Annotated in this window: 10 protein-coding genes and 2 pseudogenes; 8 read left to right on the forward strand and 4 right to left on the reverse strand. The window is 72.2% G+C overall.

Annotated elements, in window-relative coordinates; all coding sequences use genetic code 11:
* Together JM949_RS14670 and JM949_RS14675 are read right to left on the reverse strand one after the other, a co-directional pair.
* Positions 1-1,246, reverse strand: a pseudogene (locus JM949_RS14670) (YifB family Mg chelatase-like AAA ATPase); the annotation flags it as partial.
* A gap of 30 nt (positions 1,247-1,276) precedes the next feature.
* Positions 1,277-1,636, reverse strand: coding sequence for a YraN family protein (locus JM949_RS14675; RefSeq protein WP_203149040.1), 360 nt, complete (start codon positions 1,634-1,636; stop codon positions 1,277-1,279).
* Between the two features lie 467 nt (positions 1,637-2,103).
* Between JM949_RS14675 and JM949_RS14680 the strand changes: the two genes are divergently transcribed.
* From JM949_RS14680 to frr, 5 genes are all read left to right on the forward strand, one after another.
* Positions 2,104-2,967: a hypothetical protein gene (locus tag JM949_RS14680; protein ID WP_407664773.1), complete on the forward strand. Its 864-nt coding sequence runs from the start codon at positions 2,104-2,106 to the stop codon at positions 2,965-2,967.
* Between the two features lie 382 nt (positions 2,968-3,349).
* Positions 3,350-4,252: a 30S ribosomal protein S2 gene (gene rpsB, locus JM949_RS14685; RefSeq protein WP_203149042.1), complete on the forward strand. Its 903-nt coding sequence runs from the start codon at positions 3,350-3,352 to the stop codon at positions 4,250-4,252.
* A gap of 134 nt (positions 4,253-4,386) precedes the next feature.
* Positions 4,387-5,214, forward strand: coding sequence for a translation elongation factor Ts (gene tsf / locus JM949_RS14690; protein ID WP_203149043.1), 828 nt, complete (start codon positions 4,387-4,389; stop codon positions 5,212-5,214).
* 161 nt (positions 5,215-5,375) lie between these two features.
* Positions 5,376-6,143 carry a UMP kinase gene (gene pyrH / locus JM949_RS14695; RefSeq protein ID WP_238433181.1) on the forward strand — a complete coding sequence of 256 codons (768 nt, stop codon included), beginning with the start codon at positions 5,376-5,378 and terminating at the stop codon, positions 6,141-6,143.
* 73 nt (positions 6,144-6,216) lie between these two features.
* Complete coding sequence (frr, locus tag JM949_RS14700) at positions 6,217-6,774, forward strand: ribosome recycling factor (protein ID WP_203149044.1); 558 nt, start codon at positions 6,217-6,219, stop codon at positions 6,772-6,774.
* 51 nt (positions 6,775-6,825) lie between these two features.
* On the opposite strand, the gene JM949_RS14705 is transcribed toward frr, so the two are convergent.
* On the reverse strand, positions 6,826-7,269 hold the full coding sequence (locus tag JM949_RS14705; protein ID WP_203149045.1) for a hypothetical protein: 444 nt from the start codon (positions 7,267-7,269) through the stop codon (positions 6,826-6,828).
* A 384-nt stretch (positions 7,270-7,653) separates the two neighbouring features.
* Here JM949_RS14705 and JM949_RS14710 point away from each other — a divergent pair, with 384 nt between their 5' ends.
* From JM949_RS14710 to JM949_RS14720, 3 genes and pseudogenes are all read left to right on the forward strand, one after another.
* A complete protein-coding gene (locus tag JM949_RS14710; protein ID WP_203149046.1) occupies positions 7,654-9,057 on the forward strand; it encodes a phosphatidate cytidylyltransferase in 1,404 nt (467 codons plus the stop codon).
* Positions 9,058-9,161: 104 nt separating this feature from the next.
* Positions 9,162-10,319: a 23S rRNA (adenine(2503)-C(2))-methyltransferase RlmN gene (gene rlmN, locus JM949_RS14715; protein WP_203149047.1), complete on the forward strand. Its 1,158-nt coding sequence runs from the start codon at positions 9,162-9,164 to the stop codon at positions 10,317-10,319.
* 31 nt (positions 10,320-10,350) lie between these two features.
* Positions 10,351-11,564: pseudogene (locus JM949_RS14720) on the forward strand (DivIVA domain-containing protein).
* Between the two features lie 86 nt (positions 11,565-11,650).
* Here JM949_RS14720 and JM949_RS14725 read toward each other — a convergent pair.
* Entirely contained in the window at positions 11,651-11,872 is a 222-nt protein-coding gene (locus JM949_RS14725; RefSeq protein WP_203149048.1) for a DUF2631 domain-containing protein, read from the reverse strand.
* Positions 11,873-11,900: the final 28 nt, after the last annotated feature.

Genomic DNA, 11,900 nt, shown 5'->3' on the forward strand with positions numbered 1-11,900 from the left:
GCCGCCACCCGGGCGGCGACCGTCGCCGACGGCTCGACATCGGCGCCGGTCGCCATCAGCTCCGCCGCCCGCACCGGCATCAGCCGCACCTGGACGTCGATCCGGTCGAGCAGCGGCCCGGAGAGCCGACCCAGATAGCGGCGGCGGACCAGCGGGCTGCACTCGCAGTGCGCGTCGCCGCCCGGCTGGGCGCATGGGCACGGGTTGGCCGCCAGCACCAGCTGGGTTCGCGCCGGGTATCTGGTGCTGCCCCCGCTGCGGCTCAACTGGATGTGGCCGTCCTCCAGCGGCTGGCGCAGCGCCTCCAGCGCGCCCTTGCTGAACTCGGGAGCCTCGTCCAGGAAGAGCACGCCGCGGTGCGCCAGCGACACCGCGCCGGGGCGGGCCAGCCCCGAGCCGCCGCCGACCAGCGACGGCACGCTCGCGGTGTGGTGTGGGGCCTGGAACGGCGGCCGACGCAGCAGGCGGCCGCCGGCGGCAGCAACCCGGCGACCGAGTGCAGGGCGGTGACCTCCAGCGCCGCGTCGTCGTCCAGCTCAGGCAGGATCGACGGCAGCCGTTCGGCGAGCATCGTCTTGCCGGCGCCCGGAGGACCGAGCAGGGCCACGTGGTGCCCCCCGGCGGCGGCGACCTCCAAGGCGCGCCGGCCGAGCTGCTGCCCGGCGACGTCGGCGAGATCCGGCCCGCCGACCGCCGGTGACGGGTCGATGGTGGGCGGTTCGATCAGCGGGGTGCCGTCGCGTACGAAGGCGACCAGCCGGTGCAGGGTGTCCACCGCTCGCACCCGTACCCCGGGGATGACCGCCGCCTCGGCGGCGTTGCCGACCGGCACGATCACCCGCCCGACACCGGCCTGGGCCGCGGCGGCGACCATCGGGAGCACACCGCGGACCGGCCGGACGGTGCCGTCCAGCCCCAACTCGCCGAGGACCACCACCCCGTCCAGCGGCAGCAGCGGCAGTTCGCCCGAGCCACCCAGCAGTGCCGCGGCGATGGCCAGATCGAACGCCGAGCCGAACTTCGGCAGCGTGGCGGGCAGCAGGTTGAGGGTGATCCGCCGGTTCGGCCACCGCTGGCCGGAGTTGACCACGGCGGCGCGGACCCGGTCGCGGGCCTCGTGCAGGGCGGTGTCCGGCAGACCGGAGATCACCACCGCCGGTAGGCCGACGGCCAGGTCCGCCTCCACCTCGACCAGGTGACCGGTCACCCCGACCAGCCCCACGCAGAGCACCTTCGCGTAGCTCACGGCGCGCCACCGATCCGCTGTGGGCACATCTCAGAACGCACCCTTCAGGTGGTCGACCTGGGCCGGACCGGCGTCGGGCAGGCGCACGGACAGCACGTCGAAGCGCACCTCCTCGGCGGTCGTGCCGGTCTCGGTCAGCCACCGCGCGGCGAGCCTGCGTAGCCGGCGGGCCTTGGCCGGCACGACCGCCTCGGCCGGGGTGCCGAAGCCGTCGCCCCGGCGGGTCTTCACCTCGCAGAAGGCGAGCACCGGCCCGTCCCACGCGATGATGTCGATCTCACCGGCCGGGCAGCGCCAGTTTCGCGCGATCGGGCGTAGCCCCGCCTCGGTCAGGTGCCGGGCGGCGCACCGCTCGCCGTACGCGCCAACCGCCTGGTTCCGCTTCGTCATGGCCGGCACGGTGCCCGCCGAGGGCGGTCGCCGCGACCCGGCGACGGCCCGTCTGTGGACAACGGGTGTGCTGTGGACAGACGGACGATCATGCACACGCTGTGCTAGCGACGTTGGACCGCCGACCGAGGCCGGCAGCGGTGCCCGGCGGCGCGGCCGGCCGGGCTGAATGGCGCGGGCGTGGCCGGTCGCATACGGTGCCTGACGTGGACGGACGACGGAGTTTCCCGGAAGATCAGGAGTCGCGCTGGTACCCCGACGAGCGGGGTCACGGTTACGGCGAGTCGGAGTGGCGCGGCGCGGGCGAGCCGCGCTACCGGGACGGCGAGATTCCCGGGCAGCGTGGCGTGGAAGACGGCCGCTCCGTCGAGGACACCGGCGTCGGCCGCCGCCGGGAGCCCGACTCGGGACGCTTCGGCGCCGTCGACGCGGGCCGTTTCGGTGCGCCGGAGTCGGACTCGGGTCGTCTGGGCGCGGTGGACGCCGGCCGTTTCGGTGCGCCGGAGTCGGACTCGGGTCGTCTGGGTGCGGTGGACGCGGGCCGCTTCGGCGGTCCGCCCGAATCGGACTCGGGTCGCTTTGGTGCGCTGGACGTCGAGGTCGGGCGGTTCGGCGCCAGTGAGGCTGATTCTGGGCGTTCCGGCGCGGTCGACCCGTTGGGTGCCGGCCGGCCGGAGGTGGACGGTTACCGGGCCACCCGGTCGCGGCGGGCGGACCGGGACCCCTCGGAGACCTCCGGTGAGCTGCCCGGACGCCGGGCCGCCCGGGAGACGACCGCGGCGGGTTCCCCGCTGGCCGGCGCCGCGCCGGAGGCCGCCCCCGACACCACGTCGGCAACTGGCGCGCCGGCCAGTGTGCTCGCTGACCAGGCTCGTCCCGCTCCGCTCGGTGGGTACCCGATCATTGAGCCGACCCGGGGTGGCGACACCCCGCACCCGTTGGAGATGCCGACCGGCCCGATGCCGGGGATCGGCCCTCGACCCGACCTGCCCGCAGGCGAGCCTCCGGTGTATCCGCCGGCCGCCGACGGCGTCTATCGGACCCGTCGACCGGTGCTGGCCGTACTCTTCGCGCTGCTGGTGTTGATCTTCGAGGTCCCGGCGCTGCGGGTGCTGCTGGCGGGCGTGACCGGCGACCCGGTGGACGCCGGGAACGTGGTGGTGGGTATCGCCCTGGTAGCCGGGCTGCCGATCTTCGCGACCGGGCTGTACGGGCTACGAACCGGCGGTCTGGCGCTCGCCGACAATGGCCGGGGTTGGCTCCGCCCACCGACGGCGTACCTGACCGTCGGCCTGGTGCTCTTCGTGGCCGCCGCGCTCGCCGTCGGCTGACCCGGCCTGGCGCGCCGCCGGCATCGGCGCGCGCCGACGAGCCGGACAACAACCAGGAAATAGTGGCCTCCGGTGACGCGGAGGCCACTATTTCCACGAACTAGCGCGATCTTGCCGGCAACTCCCGCGGAGCAGCGGCGGAGCGGCATAGCAGCACCCCACGCGTACCCCGGGGCGGCCGAACGGGTGAGGGGCGTACACTGGCCAACTGGCGACCGCCTTGCGCGGTCGACCTCGCGTGCCCTCTTCACGAATCGTCGTGAAGCGACGGCCTCCCTGGTCCCGATTCTGATCGGGCCCACCATGGGCCGGCGACCAGGCACCAGGACGCCCGGCCACCGGCCGGGCGTGACAACCAGGGACCTTGAGGAGTACCCCCACCATGGCCGTCGTGACCATGCGCCAGCTGCTGGAGAGCGGTGTCCACTTCGGGCACCAGACCCGGCGCTGGAACCCGAAGATGAAGCGCTTCATCATGACCGAGCGCAACGGCATCTACATCATCGACCTGCGCCAGACCCTCGACTACATCGAGAAGGCGTACGAGTTCGTGCGCGGCACCGTCGCCGAGGGTGGCAGCATCCTGTTCGTCGGCACCAAGAAGCAGGCCCAGGAGGCGATCGCCGAGCAGGCGACCCGGGTCGGCCAGCCGTACGTCAACCACCGCTGGCTCGGTGGCATGCTGACCAACTTCCAGACCGTGTACAAGCGGCTCCAGCGGATGAAGGAGCTGGAGGGTCTGGGTGACCTCAGCGGCACCGCCGCCGGTTTCACCAAGAAGGAGACCCTGCAGCTCTCCCGCGAGAAGATCAAGCTGACCCGCACCCTCGGTGGTCTGCGGGACATGCAGAAGCTTCCGGCCGCGGTCTGGATCGTCGACACCAAGAAGGAGCACATCGCCGTCGACGAGGCCCGCAAGCTGGGCATCCCGGTGATCGCGGTGCTGGACACCAACTGCGACCCGGACGAGGTCGACTTCCCGATCCCGGGTAACGACGACGCGATCCGCTCGGCCGAGCTGCTGACCAAGGTCGTTGCCGCCGCCGTCGCGGATGGTCTGATCGCGCGGTCCGGCCGTCGTCGGGGCACCGACGAGAAGCCCGAGGGCGTCGCGAGCGACGAGCCGCTGACCGAGTGGGAGCGCGAGCTGCTCGAGCCGAAGAAGGCCGACGAGACGGCCGCCCCGGCCGAGCAGCCCGCCGCTGCCGCCGCCGAGCAGCCGGCCACCCCGGAGCAGCCGGCGCAGGCCGCCACCGAGCAGCCGGCGGCCGCCACCGCGGAGTGACCGCACCGTCGCTGCCCCGCCGTCCGTTTTCCCGAACGGCGGGCAGCGACGGTACGCCGGGCACGATCCGCCCGGATCCGGGTAACCGGCACCTCTGACCATCCACACGCCGACTCAACACCGAAGAGAGAGCCATGTCCCAAATCACCGCCGCGGACGTCAAGAAGCTCCGCGACCTCACCGGCGCCGGCATGATGGACAGCAAGAAGGCGCTGACCGAGGCCGAGGGCGACTTCGACAAGGCCGTCGAGATCCTCCGCGTCAAGGGCGCCAAGGACGTCGGCAAGCGGGCCGGTCGTACGGCCGCCAACGGCCTGGTCGCCCACTCCGGCAAGGCGCTGCTCGAGCTGAACTGCGAGACCGACTTCGTCGCCAAGACCGAGTCGTTCATCGCGCTGGCCCAGCAGCTGGTCGAGCACGGTGAGCGCGCCGGCGTGAACACCGCCGAGGAGCTGCTCGCCACCGAGCTCGACGGCAAGGTCGTCGCGGACCTGATCCAGGAGCAGTCTGCCAAGATCGGCGAGAAGCTGGTGCTCAACCGGTTCGCCCGGGTCGAGGGCACCACTGCGGTCTACCTGCACCGCAAGGCCCAGGACCTGCCGCCGGCGGTTGGCGTGCTGGTGTCGTACACCGGCAAGAGCGACGAGGCCGGCGACGCCGACGCCCGTGGGGTGGCCATGCAGATCGCCGCCATGCGGCCGAAGTACCTCACCCGCGACGAGGTCCCGGCCGAGATCGTCGAGTCCGAGCGGCGCATCGCCGAGCAGACCGCCCGCGAGGAGAACAAGCCCGAGGCGGCCCTGCCGAAGATCGTCGAGGGTCGGGTGAACTCCTTCTTCAAGGACTACGTCCTGATCGAGCAGGCGTCGGTGGCCGACAACAAGAAGTCGGTGAAGCAGGTGCTGGCCGAGGCCGGCATCGAGGTCACCCGCTTCGTGCGGTTCGAGGTCGGCCAGGCCTGAGCCGTCACCGGGTGCCGTGGGCGCCCGTGGGCAGAAGACGTCGACGAGGAGGCCGCCGGTGTACGTGACAGGCACCGCGGCCTCCTCGTCACATAGGGTCGGCAGCGGCAGGTTCGCGGTACGCGCCGCACGGGGCGTGCGCGTGGGGAAGGGCGGGGCGGATGACGCAGGTTGTGAGTGACCGGACGCTGGCGATGGACGATCCGACGGCACCGCCGCCGGGGCGTGCCCGTCGGGTGGTGCTCAAGCTCTCCGGCGAGGTGTTCGGCGGCGGCGCGATCGGCGTCGACCCGGACGTCGTCCAGGCCATCGCCCGGCAGATCGCGACCGTGGTCCGTCGCGGCGTGCAGGTCTCCGTGGTGGTCGGTGGCGGCAACTTCTTCCGCGGCGCGGAGCTGCAGAAGCGTGGAATGGACCGGGCCCGCGCCGACTACATGGGCATGCTCGGCACGGTGATGAACTGCCTCGCGCTCCAGGACTTCCTGGAGAAGGAGGGCATCGAGACCCGGGTGCAGAGCGCCATCACCATGGCCCAGGTCGCCGAGCCGTACATCCCGCTGCGGGCCATCAGGCACCTGGAGAAGGGCCGCGTGGTCATCTTCGGCGCCGGCGCCGGAATGCCGTACTTCTCCACTGACACTGTGGCCGCCCAGCGGGCGCTGGAGATCCGGGCCGACGTGGTGCTGATGAGCAAGAACGGCGTGGACGGCGTCTACACCGCCGACCCGCGGATCGACCCCACCGCCAGTAAGCTCGACTCGATCACCTTCTCCGAGGCGCTGCGCCGCAACCTGCGGGTGGCCGACGCGGCAGCGTTCAGCCTCTGCATGGAGAACGGCCTGCCGATGCTGGTCTTTGGCGCGCAGGGTGACGACACCATCATCCGCGCGGTGGGTGGCGACAAGATCGGCACCCTGATCACCGCCTGAGTCCCGCCGACGGCGACGGTCTGACGACTTTCAGCAGAGCCCACCACGAGCACAGAAGGAGGCGAGGAGACCGGTGATCGACGACACCCTCCTCGAGGCCGAGGAGAAGATGGAGCGTGCGGTTGAGCACGCCAAGGAGGAGTTCGGCGCCATCCGTACCGGTCGCGCCAACGCCGCCATGTTCTCCAAGGTCATCATCGACTACTACGGCACGCCCACGCCGCTGACGCAGATGGCGTCCATCGCGGTCCCCGAGCCGCGGATGGCCATCATCAAGCCGTACGACAACTCGCAGATCAACGCGATGGAGAAGGCGATCCGCGACTCGGACCTCGGGGTGAACCCCAACAACGAGGGCAACCAGCTGCGCATCCTGCTCCCGCAGATGACCGAGGAACGCCGCCGCGACATGATCAAGGTGGCTCGGCACAAGGGCGAGGAGGCCAAGGTGGCCATCCGCAACGTCCGCCGCCGGGGCAAGGAAGAGCTGGACCGGATCGTCAAGGACGGCGAGGCCGGCGAGGACGACGGTCGCCGCGCCGAGAAGGAACTCGACGACCTGACCCAGCGCTACGTGGCAAGCGTCGACGACCTGGTCAAGCACAAGGAAACCGAACTTCTCGAGGTGTGATCGTCCGCCGAGGCCCGTTCCCGACATCGGGGACGGGCCTCGACTCGTCTGTCAGCAGGGGATCCAGACGGTCCTGGTGCTCTCGGCGAACTGCTCGCCGGTGGTCGAGTCGCGCAGCGAGAAGTGGGCGGTGGCCCGGCCGGGGTGCAGCGCCGGAGCGATTCGGGCGAACGCCATCCCGAGCTCGACGGTGCCGCCGTCGCAGAGGATCTCGCCCGCGCCGTGTCCCGCGGTGGCCCAGAGCGTCGGCAGGCCGTCCTGCACCAGGGAGGCCGACATGAGGACGATGCCGGTCGGGCAGTTCCGGGCGGTGGCCGTCACCGCTGTTGCCGGGTACGTCACTCCCGGCTCGCCGACGGGCGGCTCGAACGGGAACAACTCGCTGGCGTGGCGGTCGATGGTGATCCTGGTACGTGCCGCGGTGGCGGCGGCCGGTGCCCCTGCCCCCAGGACCATGGCGGTCACCGTCAGCACCCCGAGACCGAACTTGTACATGGAAGTGCCCTTTCCCCCGATCGGACGCGCCGGCTCGGGCCGGCGCGCCACCAGCGGACCACGCCGGGCGTGTGCAACTCAGTACTCGATCACGCACCGAACGAGTCGGATCGACGGCTGCGGATCTGCTGCGGTGTGTCGTACCGAATGGGTGTGCACCGCGGGCCGGTGGGCTGGCGGGCGGGGGTGACGTCCCCCGGCACGCCTCGTCCGCCGTGCCGGTCCGAGGTGTGCAGTAGGCTCGGCACGATTCCCGGCCACCGGGCGGTGAACACCGGGGATCGACCGACCGTCAAGGCGGTCAATCGGAGGAACATCGCACGTGTAGGGGATGCTTGTGGTCTTGCGTCATGTGGTGGTTCTCGTGCCGCGTCGCGGTGCGTGATGACCCACCCCGACCCCTACGGCAGCGAGCCTCGCGGCTGGGACCGGCCGGAGCGCCCGGCGGCACTGCCCTGGCCCGACCAGGACCTGGACGCCGGCCACTGGGGCCGCCGTCCGGCCGCCGGCCCCGAACTGCACACCGACCCGCGCAGCCGGCCGTACGCCGACCCGCATCCCGGGTACGACGAGCCTGGCCGGGCGGTCCGTCCGGACGACCGGGACCGTTTCGACGACCGTGACCGGCGTGGTCGGTTCGACGACCGCGACCGGTACGAGGATGACCGCAACCAGCCTGACCGGTACGACGAGCGGGGGCGTGGCGACCGGTACGTCGACCGTCCTCCCGTCGCCGGTGACGGGCCGAGCCGTTACGACGGCCCGGACCGTGGGCGATTCGACGAGCCGAGCCGCTTCGACGGCCCGGAAAAGACGCCGCCGGCCCGTTTCGACGACAGTGGTTATCCGACCGAGCAGCTCGCCGCGGTGCCGACCGAAATGGCCCCGGACGAGCCGCCGCCGACCGGTCGCCGGCCGAAGGGTCGGCGGCGGGCCAGTATCGACCGACCGGCCACCCAGCAGGCGGGCACCGGCCGGGCCGGCCGCAACCTCCCGGTGGCGATCGGTGTCGGGCTCGGCCTCGGCGCGTTGATCGTGGTGCCGCTGGCCTTCTACCCGTTGGCGTTCCTGCCGGTGATCGCCGCCGCCGTCGCGATCGGCAGTTGGGAGATGGCCCGGGCGGTCCGGCGCAGCGGCGCACACCCGCCACTGGTGCCGCTGATCGCCGGTGGTGTGCTGACCGTGGGCCTGGCCTGGTTCGCCGGCCCGGACGCGCTCAGCCTGGGGCTGCTCGTCACGGTGCTGGGCACGATGATCTGGCGGTTGGGTGACGGGCCGGCCGGCTTCCAGCGGGATCTCACCGCCGCCACCCTGATCGCCGTCTACGTGCCGTTCCTCGCCGGTTTCGCGGCGTTGCTGGCGGCGGCCCCCGACGACGGCCGGCTGCGTATCCTCGCCACGCTGATCGCGGTGGTGCTCTCCGACACCGGCGGGTACGCGGCCGGCGTCGCCTTCGGACGACACCCGATGGCTCCGGCGATCAGCCCGAAGAAGTCCTGGGAGGGCTTTGCCGGCTCGGTCACCGCGGCGGCCCTGGGCAGCGCGCTGCTGCTGTGGCTGATGCTCGACGTGGCCCCCTGGTGGGGTGCGCTGTTCGGGGTGGCCGTCTCCGGCGCGGCGGTCCTCGGTGACCTGGCCGAGTCGATGATCAAGCGGGATCTCGGCGTCAAGGACATGAGTAACCTGCTGCCCGGCCACGGCGGTCTGATGGACCGACTGGACTCGATCCTGTTCGCGGTCCCCACGGCCTACCTGCTGTTGGCGATCTTCGTGCCGGTGGTGGGGTGAGGCATGGATCACGGCGTCCCGGTCTTCCGGATCCGGCGGTCGCGACCCGTTCGACACCTCCGGACCGGCACCTGCCGCCGGTGGCGTGACACACTGGACCAGCCATGACAAGCCTGCCCCTGATCCCCACCAGCTCCGACGCCGCCACCGCGCGCCGGGCCGCCATGCCCCCGCAGCACCTCGCTGACCTGGACCTGGCCGGTCGCCAGGCGCTGGTCGCCGGGCTGGGGGAGCCGGCCTTCCGCGCCAAGCAGGTCTCCAACCATTACTTCGGGCGACTCGTCCGGGACCCGCAGGCGATGACCGACCTGCCCGCGGCGACCCGCGAGCGGCTGGCCGACACGTTGCTGCCCCCGCTGCTCACCCCGGTCCGCGAGTTGGCCTGCGACGACGGCGCGACCCGCAAGGCGCTCTGGCGGTTGCACGACGGCGCGCTGGTGGAGAGCGTGCTGATGGGTTACCCGGATCGGGTGACCGTCTGCATCTCCAGTCAGGCGGGCTGCGGCATGGCCTGCCCGTTCTGCGCCACCGGCCAGGCCGGCCTGACCCGCAACCTCTCGACCGCCGAGATCGTCGACCAGGCGGTGTACATGGCCGGGGTGGCGGCCTCGGGTGTGGTCGCGGGCTCCCCGCCGAGGCTGTCCCGCGTCGTCTTCATGGGCATGGGCGAGCCGCTGGCCAACTACAACCGGGTGATCGCGGCGATCCGTCGGCTGGTCAGCCCCGCTCCGGAGGGGCTCGGCCTGTCCCAGCGGCACATCACCGTTTCCACGGTCGGCCTGGTTCCGGCCATCCACCGACTGGCCAGCGAAGACCTCTCAGTGACCCTTGCGCTGTCGTTGCACGCGCCTGATGATGATCTGCGCGACGAACTCGTGCCGGTCAACCAGCGCTGGAAGGTAGCCGAGGTGCTGGACGCAGCCTGGGGATACGCTGCCCGGACGGGCCGTCGCGTGTCGATCGAGTACGCGATGATCAAGGACGTGAACGACCAGCCGTGGCGAGCCGACCTGCTCGGGCGGCTGCTGGCCGGCAAGTTGGCCCACGTGAACCTCATCCCGCTCAATCCGACGCCGGGCAGCCGCTGGGACGCGAGCCCGAAGCCGGTGGAGCGGGAGTTCGTCCGGCGGTTGCGCGACGCCGGAGTGTCCACCACAGTGCGGGACACTCGAGGTCGCGAGATCGACGGCGCGTGTGGCCAGCTCGCCGCCGCCGAGGACAAGGACACCAACACCGACCGCGCCGGAGAGGCACCGGCGTGACCGGGCGTGGCGAACGAGACCAGGAGACATAGTGGCGAGTCAGGGTCAGCGTTTCCGGCGCAAGGCGCTCCGCCGGGGATACAAGGTCGACGAGGTGGATGCCTTCCTCGACCGGGTCGAGGCGACGCTCGACGGCCGGCAGGTGGGTGCGCCGGTGGCCTCGCAGGAGGTCCACGACGTTGTCTTCCGGGTCCGCTTCAACGGCTACGACGAGTGGCAGGTCGACCTGCACCTGGACCGGGTCGAGCGGCAGCTGGCCGAGCTGGAGGAGCGCAACAGCGCCGGTCGCGGTGGCGACCCCCGAATGGGTGACCGGATGGGCCCACCGGACCGGATGGGGCCGCCCATGCGCGATGACCGGGGCATGGTTCCGCAGCCGATGCCGCCCCGGCCGATGCCGGCGCAGGCCGGCCCGCCGGCCGACCGTTATGGCCGCTACGACGAGCCGACCGGCGCCTTCGCCGGGGGTTACGACGGTCCCCGCGGTGGTTATGACGCGCCGCGCGGTCCGGCCGGCCCCGGTCCGATGGGTCCCGGCGGCCCGATGGGTCCCGGGCCGATGGGTGGCCACGGTGGTCCGCCGCGCGGCCTGCCCGCCGGCCCCAGCGGTTACGGCCCGGACGACCAGCGCTCGCCCGGTGGGTACGGCCCGGACGACCAGCGCGGTGGATACGGCCCCGACGACCAGCGCGCGCCGGGCGGCTATCCGCCGCCGCCGGACGAGTCCCGCTTCGACGGCTTCGAGGCCGGGCGGCACGGCCGCGCCGACATGACCGCCGAGATCCGGATGCCGGAGCGGGACCTGCGCGACATGCGCCGTGGCCCGGCCGGTCCCCCTCCGCTGCCGCAGCAGGGCGTCGGTGGTCCGCCGATGGCCGGTCCGCCCGCGGTGGCCGGCCCGCCGATGGGTGGCCCCCGATGGCCGGTCCGCCGATGGCCGGTCCGCCGATGGGTGGCCCTCCGATGGGTGGCCCGCCGATGGCCGGCCCGCCCGGCAGCGACCTGTACCGGGTCGACCAGATCCGCCGCAGCTTCCAGGTGCGCCGGTTCGGCAGCGGGTACGACCCCGACCAGGTGGACCGGTTCTTCGACAGCCTGCTCGGTGGCATGCAGCGCCGCAATCCGATGCCCGTCGACCCGAAGGACCTGGACACGCTCCGGTTCGGCCTGGTGCCCGGTGGCTACTTCGAGGCCGAGGTCGACGCCGCGCTGAAGGACGTGCAGGACATCCTCTTCGGGCGCTGAGCCCGAGGCGTACGGACGAGGGCCCGTCCCCCGGGTGGGGGCGGGCCCTCGGCGTATGTCGGCCGGTCGTCCGGCGGTGGATCAGGTCAGGAGCGCAGGCCGTTACGCCGCAGCACGGCGTCGCCGATCACGATGATCAGCAGCAGCGCGGCCAGGCCGATCAGCCAGATGTCCTCGACCCTGCCCTCGTGGTTGCCGCAGATCATCGCCAGCAGCGCCAGTGCGGACAGCACAGCGCCGATCTGCCCGGCCCTGCGGTGCCCGGGCTTGTGCTGGTCTGGCGACGTTACCGGCTCGCTTCCTGCCACTGTCGGTCCTTCCCTCGCGATCGGATCT

The organism is Micromonospora tarensis (assembly GCF_016803395.1).
Taxonomy (GTDB): domain Bacteria; phylum Actinomycetota; class Actinomycetes; order Mycobacteriales; family Micromonosporaceae; genus Micromonospora; species Micromonospora tarensis.

Excerpts from the sequence above, each read along its gene's own strand:
- JM949_RS14705 (WP_203149045.1), bottom strand. The coding sequence starts at position 7,269 with ATGTACAAGTTCGGTCTCGGGGTGCTGACGGTGACCGCCATGGTCCTG.
- pyrH (WP_238433181.1), top strand. The coding sequence starts at position 5,376 with ATGACGCAGGTTGTGAGTGACCGGACGCTGGCGATGGACGATCCGACG.
- JM949_RS14675 (WP_203149040.1), bottom strand. The coding sequence starts at position 1,636 with ATGACGAAGCGGAACCAGGCGGTTGGCGCGTACGGCGAGCGGTGCGCC.
- JM949_RS14710 (WP_203149046.1), top strand. The coding sequence starts at position 7,654 with ATGACCCACCCCGACCCCTACGGCAGCGAGCCTCGCGGCTGGGACCGG.
- tsf (WP_203149043.1), top strand. The coding sequence starts at position 4,387 with ATGTCCCAAATCACCGCCGCGGACGTCAAGAAGCTCCGCGACCTCACC.
- rpsB (WP_203149042.1), top strand. The coding sequence starts at position 3,350 with ATGGCCGTCGTGACCATGCGCCAGCTGCTGGAGAGCGGTGTCCACTTC.
- rlmN (WP_203149047.1), top strand. The coding sequence starts at position 9,162 with ATGACAAGCCTGCCCCTGATCCCCACCAGCTCCGACGCCGCCACCGCG.